We start from the raw sequence: 22,337 nt of genomic DNA, 5'->3' as shown, positions 1-22,337 counted from the left end.
CCTTTGTGATCTGATATGCACCGGCCGCGGTGGTACGCCCGTCGATTCCTGGGCCGGGATGGGTCGACACCCCTACGCCCCAGCAGCGGCCGAAATTTCATTTTCATCAAAGCAGACACGGATGTTATCCAATGATGCTTTGAGCCGTGGAGGTATTGGGCATTTACAAAGACACAGGTCTCCATCTAGGTTGGCTTGTCGGCCCGCGGAGTCTGTGTTGGTGCGATAGGGCGGTACGCATTTGGTGACGCCCCAAGTTTGGCAGGCATTGCAAAAAACTGGATCGCCCTCGAAGCAAGCCAGTTTTCCAAAATACTCTGTTGGATATTGCTGGGGTCTTGGGCGGACTAAACCACCTCCCGGCTTTACGGTGTCGCCTTCGCGAATTACACCACGACAATACATCTAGTCTCTCTCAATGAATAAAAAAGTGCGTTGGTTAGTCAGGGAGTTGATCTGACTTCAAACTGCCGCTGCCATTTTGTTCAGTTCGGGGCTTTAGATGGCTTGATAGGCTGCCGTAATTAAGCCGTTGTGTGAGAAATTTCCCGAAATCCTGTCCGCTTTGCAGGATTGATAGAAATGGCGGCTAAAGGTTACCGTTGCGTATAAGTCAGGAGCGTCTTCAAGACAGTCATAGCGCGCCTTCGAGCTTTAGTCAGCGGCATGCTCACGTCGCTTGCCGGAAAAAAGAAAGGCGCCCGCGGCGCCCTTCTTGACCCGTATCACGCCCTGTGAAAGGGCGCGAGCACATCAGCCTCAAACCAACAACGCATTCACCCTGCGCACATAAGCCGCCGGATCCTCCGGCAACCCGCCTTCGGCCAGCAGCGCCTGGTCGAACAGGATGTTCGCCAGGTCATCGAAGTGCGCCTCGTCGCGCTCCAGCTTCTTGACCAGCGGGTGCTCGGCGTTCACTTCCAGCACGGGCTTGACCTCGGGGGCCTTCTGGCCGGCCTGCTTGAGCATGCGGGCCAGTTGCGTGCTCATGCCGTGCTCCTGCACGACCAGGCAGGCGGGCGAGTCGACCAGGCGGGTGGTCACGCGCACGTCCTCGGCCTTGTCCTTGAGCGAGGCCTTGAGCTTTTCCAGCACCGGCTTGAAGGCTTCGGCGGCTTCTTCGGCGGCCTTCTTTTCGGTCTCGTCCTGCAGCTTGCCCAGGTCGACCGCACCCTTGGCCACGCTCTGCAGCGGCGTGCCGTCGAACTCGGTCAGGTACGACAGCGCCCACTCGTCCACGCGGTCGGTCATCAGCAGCACCTCGATGCCCTTCTTCTTGAAGACTTCAAGCTGCGGGCTGTTCTTGGCGGCGGCCAGGGTGTCGGCGGTGATGTAGTAGATGGCTTCCTGGCCGTCCTTCATGCGCGCCTTGTAGTCGGCCAGTGAGACGGTGGCGGCGTCGCTGGTGGTCGAGGCAAAGCGCAGCAGCTTGGCGATGCGGTCGCGGTTGGCAAAGTCCTCGCCCAGGCCTTCCTTGAGCACCGAGCCGAACTCGGCATAGAACTTGGCGTACTTGCCGGCGTCCTCGCTGGCCTTGGCGGCGTCAGCGTCGGCCTGCTCGCCTTCCTTCTTGTCGACCACGTCGGTCACGCCGTCGGCGGCCGGCGATTCGGCGGCGGGCGCGGCAGCAGCAACGGCCTTCTTGGCCAGGTCTTCCAGCATCGACAGCACGCGCTTCGTGCTGCCCTCGCGGATCGCCTTCACGTCGCGACTCTCCTGCAGCAGCTCGCGGCTGACGTTCAGCGGCAGGTCGGCCGAATCGATCACGCCCTTCACGAAGCGCAGGTACGAGGGCAGCAGCGCCTCGGCCTCGTCCATGATGAACACGCGCTTCACGTACAGCTTCAGGCCGCCCTTGTGGTCGCGGTTCCACAGGTCCATGGGCGCCTTGGCCGGGATGTACAGCAGTTGCGTGTACTCGGTGCTGCCTTCCACGCGGTTGTGGCTCCAGGCCAGCGGTGCCTCGTAGTCGTGGCTGATGCTCTTGTAGAACTCGACGTACTGCTCTTCCGTCACGTCCTTCTTGGCGCGGGTCCAGAGGGCGCTGGCCTTGTTGACGGGCTCCCACTCGCCGGTGGCGACCATCTCGCCGCCCTTGTCGTCCTCGCCTTCCTTCCACTCCTCCTTCTCCATCAGGATGGGCAGGGAGATGTGGTCCGAGTACTTGCTGATGACCTGCTTGAGCTTCCAGCCGTTGAGGAACTCGTCGGCGTCCTCGCGCAGATGAAGGATGACGCTGGTGCCGCGCTTGTCGCGGGTGATGGTCTCGACCTCGAAGTCGCCGGTGCCGGTGCTGCTCCAGCGCACGCCCTGGTCGGCCGGCAGGCCGGCGCGGCGCGACTCGACCACGATGCGGTCGGCCACGATGAAGCCGGAGTAAAAGCCCACGCCGAACTGGCCGATGAGCTGCGCGTCGGCCTTCTGGTCGCCCGACAGGCGGCTCATGAACTCGCGCGTGCCGCTCTTGGCGATGGTGCCCAGGTGGTCGATGGCCTCCTGCTGCGACAGGCCGATGCCGTTGTCGGTGATGCTCAGGGTGCGGGCCTTCTTGTCGAAGGCGACGCGCACTTCGAGGTTGGGCGCGTCTTCGTACAGGGCCGCGTTGTCCAGGGCCTCGAAGCGCAGCTTGTCGCAGGCGTCGGAGGCGTTGGAGATCAGCTCGCGAAGAAAGATCTCCTTGTTGGAGTAGAGCGAGTGGGTGACCAGGTGCAGGAGCTGGGCCACTTCGGCCTGGAAGGAATGGGTGTTCTTGCTCATGTCGTGCTGCTAAGTGGTTGAAATGCCGCCCAAAAACGGAAACGCCCCCAAAGCTTGGGGGCGGTGGACGGATTATCAACCCCCCTGTCGCGGCCCGAATCGGCCGGACGGGGCAGGCGGTCCGACCGGCGCCAGGGCACCGGCGGAGCGCGCAGCGGCGCTCAGTTGAGCGGCAGCGAGGTCGACTGGCCGATGGCCTCGGTGCCGGCCGGGTGCGCGGCGGCGATGGCGTCGGCCTGGGCGCGGCTGCCGTCGCCCGGCTGCAGCAGGGCGGGCATCACAGTCGACTGGCCGATGGCCTCGGTGCCCACGGGACGGGCGGCGGCCATGGCGCCGGTGTTGACCTCGTCGCGCGACATCGTCGAGCTGAGCGGGGCCATGCCGGTGGACTGGCCGATGGCCTCGCTGCCGCCGCCGTTCCAGGCGGATTGGGCCCAGGCGCCCGCAGCGCCGGTAGCCAGAAGGGTGCCCAGAGCCACGCTGGCGGCCAGGCGGAAGGTTGCAGGTGCGCGCATGTCGATCTCCTCGTTCACAACAACAGGGCAGGTCGCGCGCCGGCTGCGTCATGCTGGCCGGCGGACCCGCCTGGTGGCCACTCTAGGTGGCGTTTCTGAGTTGGGAATGAGAAGGCGACGGCAGGGCGCCCAGGTGCACGCGGGCGCGCAGGCCGCTGCGGTGCTCCGGGCCGCGGCGGTTGATCAGTGCGATGCGCAGGCCGTGGCGGCGCGCCACGCTGGCCGCGATGGCCAGGCCCAGCCCGCTGCCGCCGACGGCAGCGCCCGGCGCGCGGTAGAAGCGGTCGAACACGCGGGGCAGCACGTCCTCGGCGATGCCCGGGCCTTCGTCCACCACGTCGACGACCGGCTCGCCGGTGGGCAGGGCATGCAGCACCAGGTCCACGCAGCCGCCCGGCAGGCTGTGGCGCACGGCGTTGTCGAGCAGGTTGTCGAACAGGCTGCGCAGCTCCACCGGCGAGCCGGGCCGCTGCAGCGACTGCAGCTCGGGCGCGGTGCGAAAGCCCAGGTCCACATGGCGCTGCTCGGCCATCTCGGCGAACTGGGCGACGGCGTCGCGCAGCAGCGGCACCAGGGGCACGGCCTCGGGCTGCAGCGGCTCGGCCGCCTCCTGCCGCGACAGGCGCAGCAGCTGGGCCTGCAGCCGCTGGGCGCGGGAGACGCCGGCCTCCAGCTGCGCAAAGCTCTGCCGGGCCGGGCCGTCGGGAATGTGCGGCCGCAGGTTGTCCAGCTGCAGGCCGATGGCGGTGAAGGGCGTGCGCAGCTCGTGCGCCGCATCGGCCACGAAGCGCTGCTGGGCCTGCAGCGCCGCCCGCAGCCGGCCGAGCAGGGCATTGAAGGCCTGCACCAGCGGCCGGATCTCGGCCGGGACGCGCTCGGGCGGCATGCCGCGCGGGCTGCGCTCGTCCTGCGCGGCGACCTCGCGCGCCACGGCCCGCAGCGTCCGCGAGCCACGCCACACCACCAGCCATTGCAGCAGCAGCGTGGCAGGCAGCAGCGCCAGGATCGGCAGGCCTTCGGCCAGCGCCCGCTTGAGCGAGCGCTGCTGGCGGAAGGCGCGGCTTTGCAGCACCTGCACCCGCAGCCGGTCGACACCATCGGCCGGTGCGGTGTAGACGCGCCATCGCTGCTCGGGCAGCGGGCCGGTTCGCAGCTCCACGAAGCCCGGCTGGGCCTGCAGCGGCACGGCCAGTTCGGCGGAGGCGGCTTCCTGCTGCCGTCCATCGGGCGTCCACAGTTGCACGACGAGGGCGCCGCGTCGCGCAATGGCCTCGGCGTCGACCGTGGGCAGCTCGCGCACATGCCGCCGACCGGCGTAGGACTCGGCCAGCGAGCGCATCTGGTCGTCGCGCAGGCCTTCGATGATGCGGCCGTAGACCGCGTAGGCGCCCCAGGTCGTCAGCAGGCCGGCCACCAGGTGCAGCAGCACCAGCCAGCCCAGCAGCCGCCGGCCGAGCGAGGGCGCGGGCCGGGCGTGCGTCGCGCTTTCAGTCGCGACCATGGCCAGGGTACGGGAGCGCGGCGTCGGCCGGGCCGGTGCCCGGTGCTGCCGCCGCCGCGGCGCTCACGCGCCAGCCCAGGCCGCGCACGTTGCGGATCGCCTCGGGGCCCAGGCGGCGTCGCAGGCCGTAGATGAGCACGTCCAGCGCGTTGCTGCTGACCTCGTCGTCCCAGCCGTAGAGGCGCTGCTCCAGCTGGGCCCGCGAGAGCACGGCGCCGGGGCGCTCCAGCAGGGCGTGCATCAGCGCGAATTCGCGGGCACTCAGCGGCTCGCGCCGGCCGCCCTGCAACTTCAGCTCGCGGGTGGCCAGGTCCAGCTGCAGCTGCGGCGTGCCGATGCACGGCTGCGCGGTGCCGCCGTGACGCCGCACCACGGCGCGCATGCGGGCCAGCAGCTCGCGCAGGGCGAAGGGCTTGGGCAGGTAGTCGTCGGCGCCCAGGTCCAGGCCGGCCACGCGGTCGTCCAGGCCGTCGCGGGCGGTGAGCACCACCACGGGCGTGCGGTCGCCGCGGGCGCGGGCGCGGCGCAGCAGGGCGGTGCCCTCCTGCCCGGGCAGGCCCAGGTCGAGCAGCACGCAGGCATAGGCGCCGTCGGCAAGAGCGCGCTCGCCGCTGAGCCCGTCGGCCGACCAGTCCAGCGACCAGCCCTCGCGCGCCAGGCCCTGGCGCAGGCTGGCCGCGATCATCTCGTCGTCTTCCACCAGCAGGGCGCGCATGGGGTGTCTCCGCCGTTGTCGTCGGGCGCGGATGCTGGGTGGGGCGGCTTAAGGCAGGCTGATCAGCGGGTGCCCTGCCCGGAGCCCTGTTGGTCGGGGGTACAGGAATAAATACTGCAGAATGTGGCTTAAACCGAAAAATCGGACTTAACACCTATTTAGATGGAATTAACGCTGAGCTCCCCCGCCGAGATTGCGAGCACTCTGTGCACGCGATTGCGCACCGAACGGCTCGCTCAGGGCATGACCCAGGCCGAGGTCGCGGCGCGCGCTGGGGTGGCGGTCAACACCGTCTCCAACCTGGAGGCGGGGCGGAGTACCGCCTTCGAGAACGTGGTGCGGGTCGCGGTCGTGCTGGGCCGACGCGACGAGCTGGTGGCGCTCTTCCAGCCGCGGCTGGAGAGCCTGCACGACATTGCGCGTTACGAGGGCAGCGCCAAGCGGCAGCGCGCGCGCAGGAAGGCGGGCGATGCCTGAGCGGATCGACGTCTGGTACGAGGGCTGGGGCGTACGCTGGCACTGGGGCTCGCTGGTGTCGTCCGCGGCCATCACGGGTCGGCCGCTGATCGCCTTCGAGTACAGCGACGAGGCCCTGCGCCGCGGGCTGGAGCTGTCGGCCCACACGCTGCCTCTCAAGGGGCCGCGGCTGCGCCACGGCTTTCCGGCGCATCAGATGGGCCTGCCCGGCCCGGTGTACGACGCTTTGCCCGATGGCTGGGGTCTGCTGCTGATGGACCGGCTGTTCAAGCGCCGCGGCCTCAACCCGGCGCGCATCGGCCCGCTGGAGCGGTTGGCGTACGTCGGCCGCAGCGCCATGGGTGCGCTTTCCTTCGAGCCGCCCGCGGCAGAGGGCGAGGCCCCGCCAGGGAAGGTCATGCTCGCCCAACTCGCGGCCGAGGTGCAGGAGGTGCAGCGTGGCGAAGGCGGCGCCTTCCTGCAGCGGCTGCTGCAGATGGGCGGCTCGCCGCAGGGCGCGCGGCCCAAGGTGCTGCTCTACCGCGAGCCCGTCACCGGCATCTTCAGCACGGCCGACGGGCCAGGGCTGGAGCCCTGGCTCATCAAGTTTCCCGCGCAGCACGAGCCGGCCGAGGTCTGCGCCGTCGAGGCGGCCTATGCCCAGGCCCTGCGCGACTGCGGTATCGACACGCCGGTCACCGAGCACTTCGCACTGCCGGACGGCCAGGCCGCCTTCGGCAGCCGGCGCTTCGACCGCGAGGCCGGCCAGCGTGTGCCCATCCAGAGCCTGGCCGCCTTCACCGGTGCCGACTTCCGCACGCCCGGCGCCCTCGATGCCGCGACCTTCCTGCGCGCCACCCTGCTGTGCACCAACGATGTCCGCGAGCGCACGCGGGCCTACGAGCGCGTGGTCTTCAACGTCGCCTTCCACAACCGGGACGACCATCCGAAGAACTTCGCCTACCGCCTGTCGGCGCGCGGGCAGTGGCAACTGGCGCCGGCCTTCGACGTCACCTTCTGCGAGGGCCCGGGCGGCTACCACCAGATGGACGTGATGGGCGAGGCGCTGGACGTCGACCGTGTGGCGCTGCTGCGGCTGGGCGAGAAGGAGGCGGAGCTTTCACTGGCCACCGCCAGTGAGACGATCGACCGCATCTGTGCAGTCGCCAGTCGCTTCGCGCAGTCGGCGCAGCAACGGTTCACGGGCTTGATCGCGCCGGAGACGCGGGCGTTGATCCAGAGCCGCATCGACGACAACCTGCGGCGGTTGGGGTAGCCACAGCCGCCGCCCGCACGACGGTTGCGGCGTGCGTGGCGCGGCGCACTGCAGGCTGGGTTCTGCTGGCCGCTCAGAACCGCTCGTCCGCCCCCAGGTAGCGCCACTGCCCCTGCGGCAGCTGCCCCAGCACCACGTTGCCGATGCGGATGCGCTTGAGGCCGACCACGCGCAGGCCCACGGCCTCGCACATGCGGCGGATCTGGCGCTTCTTGCCTTCCTTGAGCACGAAGCGCAGCTGCTCGGGGTTCTGCCAATCCACGCGCGCCGGCCTGAGCGGCTGGCCGTCGAGCGACAGGCCGTGGCGAAGGCGCGCGATCTGCTCGCGCGGAAACACCGACTGCACGTCGATCGTGCGCTCCTGACCGCCCATGGGCCAGCTCACGCGCACGAGGTATTCCTTCTCGATGTCCGAGTCCTCGCCGATCAGCTGGCGGGCCACGCGGCCGTCCTGCGTCAGCACCAGCAGACCGACGGAGTCGATGTCCAGTCGGCCGGCGGGCGCCAGGCCGCGCAACTGGTCGGGCGCAAAGCGCTGGCGGCTGCCGTCGCCGCGCCAGTGGTTGCGCGGCTGCACCAGCGTGACGGCGGGCTGGTGGCCGTCCTCGGCCTGGCCGCTGACGTAGCCGACCGGCTTGTGCAGCAGGATGGTGACGCGCTGCTCCTGCTGGCCCTGGGCGCGCTTGTCGACCTCGATGCGGTCGGCCGGCCCCACCTTGACGCCCATGGCCGCGACCTGGCCGTTGACCTTGACCCAGCCGCGCTCGATCCACGCATCGGCCTCGCGCCGCGAGCACAGGCCCAGGTCGGCCATGCGCTTGTTGAGTCGGATCGGGTCGGGCGTGTCGGTCATCGGGAGGGCGGGCGAGGCCAGGGGTGGCGGGCGGGCCGCCATTCTCCCCTCACACGAAGCCCAGCACCCCCAGCACCGCGCCGGCGCCCAGCAGCCACAGCAGGTGCACCCGTGTGCGCCAGACGATCAGCCCGGCCACGGCGGCCAGCAGCCAGACCGGCCAACGCGCATGGTCCGCGACCTCGTTGCTGCGCGCCAGCACCCAGCCGGTGGCCACCAGCAGGCCCACGGCCACGGGAGCCAGGCCTTGCTTGAAGGCGCGCACGCCGCGGTGCGTGCGATTGCGATGCGCCCAACGCGTGGCCAGCAGGGTCAGCACGCTGCTGGGCAGCAGGATGCCGGTCATGGTGGTGGCCACGCCCAGCAGACCGAGCAGCCAGGCATGCAGGCCGGCCCCGATGCCGCCGCCGGCGTTCAGGCCCACGTTCCAGCCCATCAGCGCCACGAACAGGATGTTGGGCCCCGGGGCGGCCTGGGCGATGGCCACCGAGGCGTTGAACTGCATCGGGTCCAGCCAGCCCTTCTGCGCCACCAGGTAGCGCTGCATGTCGGGCAGGGTGGTGATGGCGCCGCTCACCGCCATCAGCGACAGCAGCATGTATTGGCCGAGCAGGTTCAGCCAGTCGTGCCAGTGCAGGGTGATGCTCATGGGCCGGATCCGCTCAGGGTCTGAGCCGCGCGAAGGTCCACACGCAGGCGGCCCCGCCGACGAGCAGCAGCACCCAGCCCAGCGGCACGCGCGCCAGCGCGATCAGCACGAACACCAGCGCCGCGATGCCCACGCCGGCCGCGAAGCCCAGCGGATGCGCACGCAGCGAAGGAATCAGCTTGACGCCCGTGGCGGCGATGACGCCGCCGGCCACGCTGCTCATGCCGCGCAGCGCACCGGCCACGCGTGGGTCGTTGGCATAGTGGGCATGCAGCACGGCCAGCACCAGGATCACCGCCAGCGGCAACACCAGCATGCCGGCCAGCCCCGCCAGTGCGCCGCGCAGGCCGAAGTGGCGGTCACCCAGCATCAGCGCCAGGTTGATCACATTGGGACCGGGCAGCACCTGGGCCACGGCCCAGTCCTCGATGAACTGCTCCTTGGTGAGCCAGCGCTTGCGCTCCACCAGTTCGCGCTGCACCACGGCCAGCACGCCGCCGAAGCCTTGCAGCGCGAGGATGGTGAAGGAGAGGAAGAGGTCGGCGAGGGATTCGGGTCGTGCGGGCGCCTGGTGCGGGGCGGCGTCGGCATCGGCCACGGAGGGCGGCACTGGCATGGCGGCGGATTATGCGGGCGGGCCTGCGGCGCCCGGGGCGCGGGGTCAGCGGCAACTCAGTTCAGTCGCCCAGGCGACCTGCGTGCGGCCAGGCAGTCGCTCAATTGACTGAGGCGCGGCGCGGCCTGCTCCGACACTGCGCGCGGTCCGGTCTCGCCGGGCCGAAATCCAAGGAGACAAGTGCATGTTCAAGACCACGGCAGCGGGCCTCGCGCTCGCCTGCGCCCTCGGCGCCCACGCGCAGCAGCAGACCCTCAAGATCGCCCTCATCGACCCGCTGAGCGGCCCGATGGCCGACGTCGGCAAGATCTTCGAGAACCATCTGCGCTTCGCGGCCGACACCATCAACGCCGCCGGCGGCATCGATGGCGTCAAGCTGGAGGTGCTGGCCTTCGACAACAAGCTGTCCACGCAGGAAAGCCAGGCCGCCTTGCAGGCCGCCGTGGGGGCGGGGGTCAAGGCCGTGTTCATCGGGGGCGGCTCGGCCACCGTCTCGGCCGTCATCACGGCCGCCAACCGCAACAACGAGCGCAACCCCGACAAGTCGGTGCTGGTGTTCAACTTCGGCGGCATCGACCCTGACCTGGTCGGCAAGAACTGCTCCTTCTGGCACTTCATGACCGAGGCGCAGGTGACGATGCGGATGAAGGCCTACGCCGACTTCGTCAAGAAGACGCCGGAGATCAAGAAGGTCTACTTCCTCAACCCCGACTACAGCTTCGGCCGGCAGTGGACGGCCTTCGGCAAGACCCTGCTGGCCGAGGCGCGGCCCGACATCCAGATCGTGGGCGAGGACTTCTTCCCCACGGGCACGGTGAAGGACTTCGCGCCCTACATCGCCAAGATGCGCGCCGCGGGCGCCGACACCGTGGTGTCGGGCAACTGGGGCAACGACATGGCACTGATGATCCGCGCGGCCGGCGACTCGGGCTACAAGCTGCGCATCCTGACGCACAGCAGCGCCAACAAGTCGACCATGATCGCGCTGGACGGCGCACCGACGGTGCGGCTCAACATGATCGGCGAGTGGTTCCCGGGTGCCGACAACCCCACGGCCGCCAAGCTCGAAAACGCGTTCGAGGCCAAGTACAAAGAGGCCTTCTATCTGGTGCGCCTGTCCACCGCCACCGAACTGCTGGCCCAGGGCGTGCGCAAGGCCCGCTCCACCGATCCGAAGCAGATCGCGTCGGCGCTCGAAGGCATCTCGTACAAGTCCATCCTCGGCGACGTCAGCGTGCGCAAGGAAGACCATCAGTTCATGGCGCCGCAGTACGTCTATGCCAATCACCCCGTCGATGGCAAGACGGTGAAGAAGGGCTTCGACGGGACGAAGCAGGGCTTCGTCGCGGAATCGCTCACGCCGGTGAGCGCGCTGGCCGTGCCCAACCAGTGCGACATGAAGCGACCGGCGGGGCTCTGACGCCATGACGTCCAGACCCTGGCTGGGAAGCTATCCCGAAGGCGCGAGCTGGAGCGCGCCCCTGCGTCTGACGGCGCTCACGGCGCTGCTGGGCGACGCGGAGCGCCGCTGGCCGCAGCGTGTCGCCGTGCGCCAAGGCGACACGGGGCTCGACTACGCCGCACTGGCGCAGCATGTGCGGCGCGTGGCCGGAGGGCTGCGCGAACTCGGCGTGCGGCCCGGCGTGCATGTCGGGCTGTACCTGCCCAACGTGCCGCAGTACATCGTGGCCTTCTTCGCAGTGCTGCAGGCCGGCGGCACGGTGGTGAACTATTCGCCGCTCGATGCCGGCCAGACGCTGCGGCACAAGGTGGAGGACAGCCGCACCCGGCTGATGATCACCTTCGACGCGCCGGAGCTGTTGCAGAAGATGGCACCCATCGTTCAAGACGGGCTGCTGCAGACGCTGGTGGTGGCGCGCGCGGACGACTTCGCGCACGCCGCAGCGCCAACGCCATTGCAACCCGGCCCGCGCGTCGCCTTCGCGGCCTTGCTGGCCGCCGAGGCCCTGGCCGCGCCCCATGTGCCGGCGGACCTTGCCCAGGCCATCGCCGTGCTGCAGTACACCGGCGGCACCACGGGGCAGCCCAAGGGCGCCATGCTGAGCCACGCCAACCTGAGCGCCGCGGTGTCGCAGGTGTGGCACACGCTCGTGGGCTCCGGCACGCTGGCGGAGGGCGAGGAGCGCTTTCTGGCCGTGCTGCCGCTGTTCCACATCTACGCGCTGGTGGTCAACCTGCTGTTCGGGCTGTCCATCGGTGCCGAGCTGTCGCTGCACCAGCGCTTCGACCTGGAGGCGACGCTGCGCGAGTTCGTCGAGCGCAAGACCACGGTCTTCCTCGGCGTGCCGACCATGTACGTGGCCTTCGTGGGCCATCCCGACATCGGCCGGCTCGACCTGTCCTCGCTCAAGTTCTGCAACTCGGGTGGAGCGCCGATCGCGGCCGAGGTCTACCAGGCCTTCGTGCGCATGGCCCAGTGCCGGCTGCAGGAGGGCTGGGGCATGACCGAGACCTGCACCATGGCCACCGCCTCGCCCGGCTTCAGCCACTACCGGCCCGGCTCGTGCGGCATTCCCGTGCCCGGGGTGGACGTCAAGGTGATCGACCTGCAGGATCAGCACGACCTGCCCGAGGGCGAGCACGGCGAGTTGTGCATCCGCGGCCCCAACGTGATGGCCGGCTACTGGAATCGGCCGGACGCCACCGCCGAGGCCTTCACGCCCGACGGCTATCTGCGCACGGGCGACATCGGCTACATGACGCCCGACGGCTTCGTCTACATCGTGGACCGCACCAAGGACATGCTGATCTGCGGTGGCTTCAACGTCTACCCGCGCAACATCGAGGAGGCGATCTACCGGCATCCATCGGTGGAGGAGGTGATCGTGATCGGGATTCCCGATGCCTACCGCGGCCAGTCGCCCAAGGCCTTCATCAAGTTCAAGCCGGGCGCGCCGCGGCCCACGCTCGAAGCCATGAAGGCCTTCCTGGCCGACTACCTCGGCAAGCACGAAATGCTGCAGGCCATGGAAGCCCGTGACGAGCTGCCCAAGACGGCCGTGGGCAAGCTGTCCAAGAAGGACCTGCAGGCCGAAGTGGCTGCACGCGCCTGAGCGCCCCGCGATCCGGAAGCATCAAGCCTTGGCCCAGGACGGGCCGGGCGTGGCGTCTCAGTGTCCGCGCCGGGCCAGCCGCAGGTGGAGCAGACCCATGCCCACCGCCAGCGCCGCGCCCCACCAGTAGTCCACCGGCAGGCCCAGCAGCCAGTGCGGATGCCAGTGCGCATGCACCGGGTCGAGCCGGGCCCAGCCATACGCCGGGTTGGCCACGAACCACAGGCAGTCCTCGCTGACCCAGAAGGTGGCCAGGCCGCCCAGGGCCAGCACGAAGTCGCTCCAGCGCCAGCGGCCGTTGAAGGCCAGCGGCATGAAGAAGACCAGCAGCATGAAGCTGAACACCCAGGCGTGGTAGCCCGTCATGGCGCGGCCGCCCCAGAAGATGTCGAGCAGCCAGTGGTGCTCGATGCGCCAGGTGGGCAGCGAGGTGGCCCAGCCCGCACCGCCTTCGATCTGGATCTCGGCATTGGCGAAGAAGAAGCCCATCAGCAGCGCCCAGGCGTAATAGCCGAGCACGCGGCGCAGGCTGCTGGCCTGGCCTCGGGCAGAAGGCTTGGCGACGGTCCAGGTCAGCGGCGCCGTGGAAGCACGGCTCTCGGTGCGCGCGGTGCGCGGCGGTCGGATGGCGCTCATCGGCCGGTTCCTTCGATCACTTGCATCAGCACGGCGCGAGCGGCGCCCGGCTTGCCCAGCGCGCGGCTGCGCTCGGCCATGGCGCGCAGGCGGGGCGGGTCGGCCATCAGCCGGGCGATCTTGTAGTCCAGGCCGATGGCGTCGTCGGTGAGCCAGGCGGCGCCTTCCTCCAGCAGGTGGATGGCGTTGTGCTCTTCCTGCCCCGGGATGGGCGAGGTCAGCAGCATGGGCCGGCCCAGCGCCATGCATTCGGAGATGGTGAGCCCGCCGGGCTTGGTCACCACCAGGTCGGCGGCGGTCATCAGCCGGTCCATCTCGGTGGTGAAGCCGATGGGCAGCAGGCGGCCGCCATGCTGCGCGGCCAGCGCCTGCAGCTGCGCATGGGCCTCGGCATTGCGGCCGGCCACGGCGACGAGCTGGAAGTCCTGGTCCGGCAATGCGAGTACCCGCCGCGCCATGCTGGGCAGGTCGCCCACGCCGGCACCGCCCGAGACCATCAGCACCACGCCGCGCGCGGTGTCCAGCCCCAGGCTGCGCACGGCCGCCTCGCGCTCGGCCGTGGCCACGTCGAAGGCCGGCATCACCGGGATGCCCGTGACATGGATGCGGGCCGCCGGCAGGCCGCGGGCGCGCATGCGGAAGGCCACCTCTTCATTGGCCGCGAAATAGCCGGCCATGCCCGGCACGATCCACATGTTGTGCAGGTCGTAGTCGGTCACCTGCAGCCACAGCGAGGCCGCGAGGCGCGCGCGCTGGCGCTCGCGGGCCAGCAGCTCCGCCGGCAGGAAGTGGGTGCAGACGATGGCGTCGGGGCGCTCGCGGGCGATCTGGCGCAGCAGCTCGCGTGCGCTCAGCCGCTCGATGCCGCGGCGCAGGCGCTGCGAGGCGGCGCTGTGCGGCGTAGCGTCGGCCTTGCCGTGCAGGTACGACCACACGTCGGGCGCGCGGTTGACGAGCTTGATGTACCAGTCGGTGTAGACCTTGCGGAAGCCCGCGGCCACATGCGCCATCGCGTCGATGTGCACGCATTGCCAGCCGGGCCAGTGCAGTTGCGCCGTGGCCGCGAGGGCCTGCGCGGCGCGGACATGGCCGTTGCCTGCGCTGACGCTGAGGATGAGGAGCTTGCCGGGGTGTGGAGGGATCATGGTTCGGTGGTCTGGCGGCGCGCGGTGCGCCGTCCCTGCGCGGCCCGGCCTCCCTGCCGCAGGGCAGGAAGATCGAGCACGCGCAGGCCACCGTACTCCACTTGTATGACACCTTGTGAGGAGAGCGCCGCCAGCGACTCGTTGACCCGCTGGCGAGACAGGCCCACCAGGTAGGCCAGCTCCTGCTGCGTGATGCGCAGCATCTCGCCCACGCGTGGGAACAGCACCGGGTTGAACAGGGCCGCCAGGTTGCGGGCCACGCGGGCGTCGGTGTTGTTGAGCCGGTCGATCTCCACCGCCGCGATGAACTGGCCCAGCCGCTCGTTGAGCTGGTTCATCACGAAGCGGTTGAAGCCGATGGAGTGGTCCAGCAGCCAGTGGAAGCTGTCCAGCGGCAGCCCGGCCACCACGCTGCGCCGCAGCGCGCTCACGTTGTAGCGGTAGGGCTCGCGCTTGATGGCCGTGCCCTCGCCGAACCAGCCGCCCGGCGACAGGCCGCTGTAGGTGACCTGGCTGCCATCGGCGCGGTCGTTGCTCATCTTGAGCAGGCCTTCGATCACGCCGAACCAGTAGGTGGGCGCGCGGCCGACGCGGCACACCTGCTCGCCCACCTCGGCCTCGCCCACCACCACCGCGGCCTCGGCGCGGCGCCGTTCGGCGGGCGCCAGCGCGTCCAGCCAGGGGATGGCCTGCAGTTCGGCCTCGGTGGCGGGGCGGACCCGGTCGCGGATCCCACGCACAGTGGCCTTGGCGCTACGCTGGCTTCGTTCGCCCATGGGGAAAGTCCCGAGAGTGGAGTCCCTAGGATTGTCGTCACAACGACACCACGACGTCAAAGTGGCGCCTAAATTGCGCGGCGTGGAACCTCAAGCCAACACCTTCCCTCGCCTCTTGATGGCGCATGCGCGCCAGCGTCCGGATGCGCCCGCCGTGCGCGAGAAGGACCTGGGCATCTGGCAGACCTGGAACTGGTCGCAGGCCGCGACCGAAGTGCGCGAGCTGGCCTGCGGCCTGGCCAGCCTGGGCTTCGCGGCCGGGGCCAATCTGGCCATCGTGGGCGCGAACCGGCCGCACCTGTACTTCGCGGTGGTGGCGGCCCAGAGCGTGGGCGGCGTGCCGGTGCCGCTCTACCAGGACGCCGCGGCGGCCGAGATGGTGTTCATGCTGGACGATGCCGGCATCGAGTTCGTCTTTGCCGAAGACCAGGAGCAGGTCGACAAGCTGCTCGAATGCCGCGAGTTGCAGCAGACGGCCAACCCGGGCAGTGCCGGCCTGCGCGCCATCGTCTACGACGACCCGCGCGGCCTGCGCCACTACGACCAGCCTGGCCTGATGAGCTACGAGCAGCTGCGCGCGCTGGGCCGCGCCTTCGATGCCGCCACGCCCGGCTTCTTCGACCGGGCCGTGGCCGCCGGCCAGCCCGACGACGTGGCCGTGATCCTCTACACCTCGGGCACCACCGGCCGGCCCAAGGGCGTGTGCCAGACGCACGCCAGCTTCATGTCCGCGGGCCGCGGCGGCGTCGAGACCGACCGCCTGGGCCCCGGCGACGACATCATGAGCTACCTGCCCATGGCCTGGGTGGGCGACCACCTGTTCTCGGTGGCGCAGTGGCTGGTGGGCGGCTTCACGCTCAACTGCCCCGAGTCCGCCGCCACAGTGATGAACGACATGCGCGAGATCGGGCCCAGCTACTACTTCGGCCCGCCGCGCACCTTCGAGGGCCTGCTCACCGCCGTGTCGATCCGCATGGAAGATGCCGCCGCGCCCAAGCGCTGGATGTACGCGAAGTTCATGGCCCTGGCCCGCCGCGTGGGCGCCGACATCCTGGCCGGGCGGCCGGTGGGCTTTGCCGACCGGCTGATGTACGGCCTGGGCAACCTGATGGTCTACGGCCCGCTGCGCAACGTGCTGGGCATGAGCCGCATCCGCGTGGCCTACACCGCCGGCGCGGCCATCGGGCCGGATCTGTTCCGCTTCTACCGCTCCATCGGCGTCAACCTCAAGCAGTTCTATGGCCAGACCGAGACCTGCGCCTATGTGTGCCTGCAGCGCGACGGCGACGTCAAGCTCACCAGCGTGGGCACGGCCGCGCCGGGCATGGAGCTGAAGATCGCCGACAGCGGCGAGGTGCTGGTGCGCGGCGTGTCGGTGCTCAAGGAGTACTACAAGCGCCCCGACGCCACCGCCGAGGTGCTCGATGCCGACGGCTACTTCCACACCGGCGACGCCGGCGTGATCGACCACGAGGGCCACCTGCGCATCATCGACCGCGCCAAGGACGTCGGCCGCCTCGCGGGCGGCGCGATGTTTGCGCCCAACTACATCGAGAACAAGCTCAAGTTCTTCCCGCAGATCAAGGAGGCCGTCTGCTTCGGCCATGCGCGCGACGAGGTCTGCGCCTTCATCAACATCGACTACGAGGCCGTGGGCAACTGGGCCGAGCGCCGCGCGCTGCCCTACGGCGGCTACGTGGACCTGGCCGGCAAGGCCGAGGTGCTGCAGTTGGTGCGCGAGTGCATCGAGCAGGTCAATGCCGACTTGGCCGCGGAAGAGGGCATGGAGGCCACGCAGATTGCGCGCTTCCTGGTGCTGCACAAGGAGCTGGACCCGGACGACGACGAGCTCACCCGCACCCGCAAGGTCCGCCGCGGCTTCATCGCCGACAAGTACGCCGTGCTGGTCGAGGCGCTCTACGCCGGCAAGACCGAGCAGTTCATCGAGACGCAGGTCAAGTTCGAGGACGGCCGCACCGGCAGCGTGAGCGCCACGCTCAAGATCGTGGAAGCGCGCTGCTTCCCCTCCATGAAGGCTGCTGCATGAACGCGACGACCGCCCAGGAGCTGGCCATGGCCGCCAGCGCGCCCGCCCAGGGACGCGGCATCGGAGACGTGATCCTCGACGTGCAGAACATCACCTTGCGCTTCGGCGGCGTCAAGGCGCTCACCGACATCAGCTTCGACGTGCGCGCGCACGAGGTGCGCTCGATCATCGGGCCCAACGGTGCCGGCAAGAGCTCGATGCTCAACTGCATCAACGGCGTCTACCAGCCGCAGGAAGGGCAGATCACCTTCCGCGGCCAGACCTTCCGCCACATGAACTCGCGCCAGGTGGCCGAGATGGGCGTGGCCCGGACCTTCCAGAACCTGGCCCTGTTCAAGGGCATGAGCGTGCTGGACAACATCATGACGGGCCGCAACCTCAAGATGAAGTGCGGCCTGCTCGCCCAGGCCTTCCGCCTCGGCCCGGCCGAGCGCGAGGAGATCCGCCACCGCGAGTTCGTCGAACGCATCATCGACTTCCTGGAGATCCAGGCGTGGCGCAAGACGCCGGTGGGCCGCCTGCCCTACGGCCTGCAGAAGCGCGTGGATCTGGGCCGCGCCCTGGCCATGGAGCCGCAGGTGCTGCTGCTGGACGAGCCCATGGCCGGCATGAACGTGGAGGAGAAGCAGGACATGAGCCGCTTCATCCTGGACGTGAACGACGAGTTCGGCACCACCATCGTGCTGATCGAGCACGACATGGGCGTGGTGATGGACATCAGCGACCGCGTCGTGGTGCTGGACTACGGCAAGAAGATCGGCGACGGCACGCCCGACGAGGTGCGCAACAACCCGGAAGTGATCCGGGCCTACCTGGGTGCGGAGCACTGACATGGGATTCTTTCTCGAGACCCTTTTCGGCGGCCTCATGGTGGGCATGCTGTATTCGCTGATCGCGCTGGGCTTCGTGCTCATCTACAAGGCCAGCGGCGTCTTCAACTTCGCGCAGGGCGCCATGGTGCTGTTCGCGGCGCTGGCCATGGCGCGCTTTGCGGAATGGTTCCCGAGGCTGTTGGGCTTCGAAAGCCTGCTGCTGGCGAACCTGCTGGCCTTCATCGCGGCCATGGGCGTGATGGTGATCGTGGCCTGGCTGATCGAGCGGCTGGCGCTGTCGAAGCTGGTCAACCAGGAGCACATCACGCTGCTCATGGCCACGCTGGGCATCACCTACTTCCTCGACGGCCTGGGCCAGACGCTGTTCGGCAACGACATCTACAAGATCGACGTCGGCATGCCCAAGGACCCGATGATGCTGTTCGAAGGCACCTTCGAAGGTGGCCTGCTCGTCAGCAAGGAAGACCTCATCGCCGCGGGCGTGGCGGCGGCCCTGGTGCTGGCGCTGAGCCTGTTCTTCCAGAAGACCTCCACCGGCCGCGCCCTGCGCGCCGTGGCCGACGACCACCAGGCCGCGCAGTCCATCGGCATCCCGCTCAACCGCATCTGGGTGATCGTGTGGTCGGTGGCCGGTTTCGCGGCGCTGGTGGCCGGGATCATCTGGGGCTCCAAGCTGGGCGTGCAGTTCTCGCTGTCGCTGGTGGCGCTCAAGGCGCTGCCGGTGGTGATCCTGGGCGGCCTCACCTCGGTGCCCGGCGCCATCATCGGCGGCCTGCTGATCGGCGTGGGCGAGAAGCTGTCGGAGATCTACCTCGGGCCCATGCTGGGCGGCGGCATCGAGATCTGGTTCGCGTATGTGCTCGCGCTTGTCTTCCTGCTCGTGCGGCCCCAGGGCCTGTTCGGCGAAAAGATCATTGATCGCGTCTGAAGGACCCTCATGCTGTACAGAGAGAACGGACAGTTCAAGTCGAGCTATAGGGCGGACCAGCAGATCTTTCCGATCCTGCAGGACCGCGTCGCCATCCTCGCGCTGCTGGTGGTGGCCTTTGCCGCGGTGCCGGCGCTGGCGTCGGAATACTGGCTGCGCGCCATCCTCACGCCCTTCCTCATCCTCTCGCTGGCCGCGCTGGGGCTGAACATCCTGGTGGGCTACTGCGGGCAGATCTCGCTGGGCACCGGCGCCTTCATGGCGGTGGGCGCCTATGCGGCCTACAACTTCCATGTGCGCATCGAAGGCATGCCGCTGATCGCCTCGCTGCTGCTGGGCGGGCTGTGCGCCACCGGCGTGGGCGTGCTCTTCGGCATACCCAGCCTGCGCATCAAGGGCCTGTACCTGGCAGTGGCCACGCTTGCCGCGCAGTTCTTCACCGACTGGGCCTTCCTGCGCATCCAGTGGTTCACCAACAACTCGGCATCGGGTTCGGTGAGCGTGGCGGGCCTGAACGTGTTCGGCCTGCCGGTGGAGACGCCGGCGCAGAAGTACCTGCTGTGCCTGGCCTTCGTCAGCGTGTTCGCGCTGCTGGCCAAGAACCTCACGCGCAGCAGCATCGGCCGCGAGTGGATGGCGATGCGCGACATGGACGTGGCCGCCGCGGTGATCGGCATCCGGCCGGTGTACGCCAAGCTCACGGCGTTCGCGGTCAGCAGCTTCATCGTGGGCGTGGCCGGGGCGCTGTGGGGCTTCGTGCACCTGGGTGCGTGGGAGCCCGCAGCCTTCAGCATCGACCGCTCCTTCCAGCTGCTGTTCATGGTGATCATCGGCGGGCTCGGCTCGATCATGGGCAGCTTCTTCGGCGCGGCCTTCATCGTGCTGCTGCCCATCTTCCTGAACCAGCTGCCCGGTTGGTTCGGCGTGTCGATGTCGACGGCGCTGGCCTCGCACCTCGAATTCATGATCTTCGGCGCGCTGATCGTGTTCTTCCTGATCGTGGAGCCGCACGGGCTCGCACGCCTCTGGTCCACGTTCAAAGAGAAATTGCGCCTGTGGCCCTTCCCGCATTGAACATGCTCACCCCCAGTCTTCGCGCGCTGCGCGCGCTCCGCCAACCCCCTTCAGGGGGCACCTCCAGCGGCCCGGCAAAGCCGGTTCCGCGGAGGTCGCTGACATGGCCTGCTCCGCGGCCACCTGTGCTCCGCACGCAATCCTTGTAGCCCCGCGAGATGTCCTGATCCGAGTTCACCACCAGAAGGAGACAACCATGAAGCTGAAATCCCTCGTCCTGGCCGCCGCGGCCGTTGCCACCCTTGCGGGTACGGCCGGCCAGGCCCTGGCACAGGCCAAGGAGCAGTTCTTCCCGCTGCTGGTCTATCGCACGGGGCCCTATGCGCCCAACGGCACGCCCTGGGCCAATGGCAAGCAGGACTACATCAAGCTGGTCAACGCCCAGGGTGGCATCAACGGCGTGAAGATTGCGTACGAAGAGTGCGAGACGGGCTACGCCACCGACAAGGGCGTGGAATGCTACGAGCGCCTCAAGGGCCGCCCCGGCGTGGCCGTGTTCGATCCGCAGGCCACCGGCATCACCTTCGCGCTGACCGACAAGGTGCCGCAGGACAAGATCCCGCTCATCACGCTGGGCTATGGCCTGGGCGCGTCGCAGGACGGCAATGTCTTCAAGTGGAACTTCCCGCTCATGGGCAGCTACTGGACGGCGGCCGACATCCTGATCCAGCACCTGGGCAAGAAGGAAGGTGGGCTCGACAAGCTCAAGGGCAAGAAGATCGCGCTGGTCTACCACGACTCCCCCTTCGGCAAGGAGCCGATCCCGCTGCTGCAGGAGCGCGCCAAGCTGCATGGCTTCGACCTGTCGCTGATCCCGGTGACGGCGCCAGGCGTGGAGCAGAAGTCGGCCTGGCTGCAGGTGCGCCAGCAGCGGCCCGACTTCGTGCTGCTGTGGGGCTGGGGCGTGATGAACTCCACCGCCCTCAAGGAGGCCGTGGCCACGGGCTACCCGCGCGAGAAGATGTACGGCGTATGGTGGGCCGGCGCCGAGCCCGATGTGCGCGACGTGGGCGCCAACGCCAAGGGCTACAACGCGCTGGCGCTCAATACCTCGGGCACCGAGCCGAAGGTGATCCAGGACATCCTCAAGACCGTGCACGACAAGGGCCAGGGCACCGGTCCGCGCGACGAGGTGGGCTCGGTGCTCTACACCCGCGGCGTGATCATCCAGATGCTCACCGTCGAGGCCGTTAAGCGCGCGCAGGAGCGCTTCGGCAAGGGCAAGGTCATGACCGGCGAGCAGGTGCGCTGGGGCATGGAGAACCTGGCACTCGACCAGAAGAAGCTGGACGCGCTGGGCTTCTCGGGCGTGATGCGACCCATCAGCACCAGCTGCCAGGACCACATGGGCTCCAGCTGGGCCCGCGTGCACACCTGGGACGGCGCCAAGTGGGGCGGCATGTCCGACTGGTACCAGGCGGACGAGGCCATCCTCAAGCCGCTGGTCAAGACGACGGCGGACAAGTACGCGACCGAGAAGAAGCTCACGCGCCGGGACACCGCTGATTGTGGCGCCTGAACGGCGCCACAAACTGCGGTGCTCGGCGCACGCGCCGGCACTGAGGCACCCTCCCCAGCCCCTCCCGCCGGGCGGGAGGGGTGCCTGCCAACACGCGAGACGGTGCGGTCGCAGTGATCGCCGCCACGTCCCGATGCCCGAAGGAAGTTCATGAGCCAAGGCAATCCTCTCCTCGACGTCAACGGCATCGAGGTCATCTACAACCACGTGATCCTGGTGCTCAAGGGCGTCTCGCTGCAGGTGCCCGAGGGCGGGATCGTGGCGCTGCTGGGCGGCAACGGCGCGGGCAAGACGACCACGCTGCGCGCCGTGTCCAACCTGCTGGCCGGCGAGCGCGGGGCGGTGACCAAGGGCAGCATCACGCTGCGCGGCGAGCGCATCGAAGCGCTGTCGCCGGCGGCGCTGGTCAAGCGCGGGCTGGTGCAGGTGATGGAAGGGCGCCACTGCTTCGCACACCTGAGCATCGAGGACAACCTGATGACCGGCGCCTACACCCGCACCGACGGCAAGGCCGCGGTGGCCGAGACGCTGGAGAAGGTCTATGCCTACTTCCCGCGGCTCAAGACGAGGCGTACCAGCCAGGCGGCCTACACCTCGGGCGGCGAGCAGCAGATGTGTGCCATCGGTCGCGCGCTGATGGCCAACCCCAGCATGGTGCTGCTGGATGAACCCTCGATGGGTCTCGCGCCCCAGATCGTGGAAGAGGTCTTCGCCATCGTGAAGGACCTCAACGAGAAGGAGCGCGTCACCTTCCTGCTGGCCGAGCAGAACACGCGCATGGCGCTGCGCTTTGCCAACTACGGCTACATCATGGAAAGCGGCCGCATCGTGATGGACGGCCCCGCCGACAGCCTGCGCGAGAACGAGGACGTGAAGGAGTTCTACCTCGGCATGGGCGGCGCCGACCGCAAGAGCTTCCGCGACGTCAAGAGCTACAAGCGCCGCAAGCGCTGGCTGGCCTGAGGAA

At 68.8% G+C, this 22,337-nt stretch carries 20 protein-coding genes; 10 read left to right on the top strand and 10 right to left on the bottom strand.

Going from position 1 to position 22,337, the window contains the following annotated elements:
- Positions 1–759: 759 nt before the first annotated feature.
- The 4 genes from htpG to DFR41_RS02005 form a co-directional block, all read right to left on the bottom strand.
- Positions 760–2,757: a molecular chaperone HtpG gene (gene htpG / locus DFR41_RS02020; protein WP_114801507.1), complete on the bottom strand. Its 1,998-nt coding sequence runs from the start codon at positions 2,755–2,757 to the stop codon at positions 760–762.
- Positions 2,758–2,918: 161 nt separating this feature from the next.
- A complete protein-coding gene (locus DFR41_RS02015) occupies positions 2,919–3,272 on the bottom strand; it encodes a hypothetical protein (RefSeq protein ID WP_114802152.1) in 354 nt (117 codons plus the stop codon).
- Between the two features lie 82 nt (positions 3,273–3,354).
- Complete coding sequence (locus tag DFR41_RS02010; RefSeq protein WP_114801506.1) at positions 3,355–4,773, bottom strand: ATP-binding protein; 1,419 nt, start codon at positions 4,771–4,773, stop codon at positions 3,355–3,357.
- On the bottom strand, positions 4,760–5,488 hold the full coding sequence (locus DFR41_RS02005; protein ID WP_114801505.1) for a response regulator: 729 nt from the start codon (positions 5,486–5,488) through the stop codon (positions 4,760–4,762). The genes DFR41_RS02010 and DFR41_RS02005 overlap by 14 nt, the downstream gene beginning before the upstream one ends.
- A gap of 162 nt (positions 5,489–5,650) precedes the next feature.
- Between DFR41_RS02005 and DFR41_RS02000 the strand changes: the two genes are divergently transcribed.
- The gene (locus tag DFR41_RS02000) at positions 5,651–5,965 is read left to right on the top strand and encodes a helix-turn-helix domain-containing protein (protein WP_114801504.1); all 315 of its coding nucleotides are present in this window, start codon (positions 5,651–5,653) and stop codon (positions 5,963–5,965) included.
- Positions 5,958–7,220: a type II toxin-antitoxin system HipA family toxin gene (locus tag DFR41_RS01995; RefSeq protein ID WP_114801503.1), complete on the top strand. Its 1,263-nt coding sequence runs from the start codon at positions 5,958–5,960 to the stop codon at positions 7,218–7,220. Before DFR41_RS02000 ends, DFR41_RS01995 begins: the two co-directional genes overlap by 8 nt.
- Before the next feature lie 73 nt (positions 7,221–7,293).
- On the opposite strand, the gene DFR41_RS01990 is transcribed toward DFR41_RS01995, so the two are convergent.
- Genes DFR41_RS01990 through DFR41_RS01980 form a run of 3 tightly spaced genes read right to left on the bottom strand, consistent with a single transcriptional unit; the run spans position 7,294 to position 9,338 of the window.
- Positions 7,294–8,073: a pseudouridine synthase gene (locus DFR41_RS01990; RefSeq protein WP_114801502.1), complete on the bottom strand. Its 780-nt coding sequence runs from the start codon at positions 8,071–8,073 to the stop codon at positions 7,294–7,296.
- A 49-nt stretch (positions 8,074–8,122) separates the two neighbouring features.
- Positions 8,123–8,722 carry a chromate transporter gene (locus tag DFR41_RS01985; RefSeq protein ID WP_017761882.1) on the bottom strand — a complete coding sequence of 200 codons (600 nt, stop codon included), beginning with the start codon at positions 8,720–8,722 and terminating at the stop codon, positions 8,123–8,125.
- A 13-nt stretch (positions 8,723–8,735) separates the two neighbouring features.
- Positions 8,736–9,338, bottom strand: a complete 603-nt coding sequence (locus tag DFR41_RS01980) for a chromate transporter (protein ID WP_114801501.1) — start codon at positions 9,336–9,338, stop codon at positions 8,736–8,738.
- A gap of 184 nt (positions 9,339–9,522) precedes the next feature.
- Here DFR41_RS01980 and DFR41_RS01975 point away from each other — a divergent pair, with 184 nt between their 5' ends.
- Positions 9,523–10,758, top strand: a complete 1,236-nt coding sequence (locus DFR41_RS01975) for a branched-chain amino acid ABC transporter substrate-binding protein (RefSeq protein ID WP_114801500.1) — start codon at positions 9,523–9,525, stop codon at positions 10,756–10,758.
- A gap of 4 nt (positions 10,759–10,762) precedes the next feature.
- The gene (locus DFR41_RS01970) at positions 10,763–12,412 is read left to right on the top strand and encodes a long-chain-fatty-acid--CoA ligase (RefSeq protein ID WP_114801499.1); all 1,650 of its coding nucleotides are present in this window, start codon (positions 10,763–10,765) and stop codon (positions 12,410–12,412) included.
- Positions 12,413–12,469: 57 nt separating this feature from the next.
- Here DFR41_RS01970 and DFR41_RS01965 read toward each other — a convergent pair whose 3' ends face one another.
- Genes DFR41_RS01965 through DFR41_RS01955 form a run of 3 tightly spaced genes read right to left on the bottom strand, consistent with a single transcriptional unit; the run spans position 12,470 to position 14,969 of the window.
- Positions 12,470–13,048, bottom strand: coding sequence for a hypothetical protein (locus DFR41_RS01965; RefSeq protein WP_244917621.1), 579 nt, complete (start codon positions 13,046–13,048; stop codon positions 12,470–12,472).
- A complete protein-coding gene (locus DFR41_RS01960) occupies positions 13,045–14,193 on the bottom strand; it encodes an MGDG synthase family glycosyltransferase (protein ID WP_114801498.1) in 1,149 nt (382 codons plus the stop codon). The genes DFR41_RS01965 and DFR41_RS01960 overlap by 4 nt, the downstream gene beginning before the upstream one ends.
- Positions 14,190–14,969 (bottom strand): Crp/Fnr family transcriptional regulator, encoded by a 780-nt coding sequence (locus DFR41_RS01955; RefSeq protein ID WP_052383794.1) that lies wholly within the window; start codon positions 14,967–14,969, stop codon positions 14,190–14,192. Before DFR41_RS01955 ends, DFR41_RS01960 begins: the two co-directional genes overlap by 4 nt.
- A 118-nt stretch (positions 14,970–15,087) precedes the next feature.
- Between DFR41_RS01955 and DFR41_RS01950 the strand changes: the two genes are divergently transcribed.
- From DFR41_RS01950 to DFR41_RS01925, 6 genes are all read left to right on the top strand, one after another.
- Entirely contained in the window at positions 15,088–17,016 is a 1,929-nt protein-coding gene (locus DFR41_RS01950; protein ID WP_244917620.1) for an AMP-dependent synthetase/ligase, read from the top strand.
- 26 nt (positions 17,017–17,042) lie between these two features.
- Complete coding sequence (locus DFR41_RS01945) at positions 17,043–17,846, top strand: ABC transporter ATP-binding protein (RefSeq protein ID WP_114802149.1); 804 nt, start codon at positions 17,043–17,045, stop codon at positions 17,844–17,846.
- A 1-nt stretch (position 17,847) separates the two neighbouring features.
- Positions 17,848–18,777, top strand: a complete 930-nt coding sequence (locus DFR41_RS01940) for a branched-chain amino acid ABC transporter permease (protein ID WP_114801497.1) — start codon at positions 17,848–17,850, stop codon at positions 18,775–18,777.
- A gap of 9 nt (positions 18,778–18,786) precedes the next feature.
- Positions 18,787–19,851 carry a branched-chain amino acid ABC transporter permease gene (locus DFR41_RS01935; protein ID WP_017760822.1) on the top strand — a complete coding sequence of 355 codons (1,065 nt, stop codon included), beginning with the start codon at positions 18,787–18,789 and terminating at the stop codon, positions 19,849–19,851.
- A 196-nt stretch (positions 19,852–20,047) separates the two neighbouring features.
- Complete coding sequence (locus DFR41_RS01930; RefSeq protein WP_114801496.1) at positions 20,048–21,370, top strand: ABC transporter substrate-binding protein; 1,323 nt, start codon at positions 20,048–20,050, stop codon at positions 21,368–21,370.
- A 150-nt stretch (positions 21,371–21,520) separates the two neighbouring features.
- On the top strand, positions 21,521–22,333 hold the full coding sequence (locus DFR41_RS01925) for an ABC transporter ATP-binding protein (RefSeq protein ID WP_114801495.1): 813 nt from the start codon (positions 21,521–21,523) through the stop codon (positions 22,331–22,333).
- Positions 22,334–22,337 lie beyond the last annotated feature (4 nt).

The sequence above is a fragment of the Pseudacidovorax intermedius genome, from assembly GCF_003350475.1.
Classification (GTDB): domain Bacteria; phylum Pseudomonadota; class Gammaproteobacteria; order Burkholderiales; family Burkholderiaceae_C; genus Xenophilus; species Xenophilus intermedius.
This window is presented reverse-complemented; position numbering and strand designations above follow the sequence as displayed.

Bases quoted from the DNA above. Each gene is read 5' to 3' on its own strand.
- htpG (WP_114801507.1), bottom strand. From the start codon at position 2,757: ATGAGCAAGAACACCCATTCCTTCCAGGCCGAAGTGGCCCAGCTCCTG.
- DFR41_RS02015 (WP_114802152.1), bottom strand. From the start codon at position 3,272: ATGCGCGCACCTGCAACCTTCCGCCTGGCCGCCAGCGTGGCTCTGGGC.
- DFR41_RS02010 (WP_114801506.1), bottom strand. From the start codon at position 4,773: ATGGTCGCGACTGAAAGCGCGACGCACGCCCGGCCCGCGCCCTCGCTC.
- DFR41_RS02005 (WP_114801505.1), bottom strand. From the start codon at position 5,488: ATGCGCGCCCTGCTGGTGGAAGACGACGAGATGATCGCGGCCAGCCTG.
- DFR41_RS02000 (WP_114801504.1), top strand. From the start codon at position 5,651: ATGGAATTAACGCTGAGCTCCCCCGCCGAGATTGCGAGCACTCTGTGC.
- DFR41_RS01995 (WP_114801503.1), top strand. From the start codon at position 5,958: ATGCCTGAGCGGATCGACGTCTGGTACGAGGGCTGGGGCGTACGCTGG.
- DFR41_RS01990 (WP_114801502.1), bottom strand. From the start codon at position 8,073: ATGACCGACACGCCCGACCCGATCCGACTCAACAAGCGCATGGCCGAC.
- DFR41_RS01985 (WP_017761882.1), bottom strand. From the start codon at position 8,722: ATGAGCATCACCCTGCACTGGCACGACTGGCTGAACCTGCTCGGCCAA.
- DFR41_RS01980 (WP_114801501.1), bottom strand. From the start codon at position 9,338: ATGCCAGTGCCGCCCTCCGTGGCCGATGCCGACGCCGCCCCGCACCAG.
- DFR41_RS01975 (WP_114801500.1), top strand. From the start codon at position 9,523: ATGTTCAAGACCACGGCAGCGGGCCTCGCGCTCGCCTGCGCCCTCGGC.
- DFR41_RS01970 (WP_114801499.1), top strand. From the start codon at position 10,763: ATGACGTCCAGACCCTGGCTGGGAAGCTATCCCGAAGGCGCGAGCTGG.
- DFR41_RS01965 (WP_244917621.1), bottom strand. From the start codon at position 13,048: ATGAGCGCCATCCGACCGCCGCGCACCGCGCGCACCGAGAGCCGTGCT.
- DFR41_RS01960 (WP_114801498.1), bottom strand. From the start codon at position 14,193: ATGATCCCTCCACACCCCGGCAAGCTCCTCATCCTCAGCGTCAGCGCA.
- DFR41_RS01955 (WP_052383794.1), bottom strand. From the start codon at position 14,969: ATGGGCGAACGAAGCCAGCGTAGCGCCAAGGCCACTGTGCGTGGGATC.
- DFR41_RS01950 (WP_244917620.1), top strand. From the start codon at position 15,088: ATGGCGCATGCGCGCCAGCGTCCGGATGCGCCCGCCGTGCGCGAGAAG.
- DFR41_RS01945 (WP_114802149.1), top strand. From the start codon at position 17,043: ATGGCCGCCAGCGCGCCCGCCCAGGGACGCGGCATCGGAGACGTGATC.
- DFR41_RS01940 (WP_114801497.1), top strand. From the start codon at position 17,848: ATGGGATTCTTTCTCGAGACCCTTTTCGGCGGCCTCATGGTGGGCATG.
- DFR41_RS01935 (WP_017760822.1), top strand. From the start codon at position 18,787: ATGCTGTACAGAGAGAACGGACAGTTCAAGTCGAGCTATAGGGCGGAC.
- DFR41_RS01930 (WP_114801496.1), top strand. From the start codon at position 20,048: ATGAAGCTGAAATCCCTCGTCCTGGCCGCCGCGGCCGTTGCCACCCTT.
- DFR41_RS01925 (WP_114801495.1), top strand. From the start codon at position 21,521: ATGAGCCAAGGCAATCCTCTCCTCGACGTCAACGGCATCGAGGTCATC.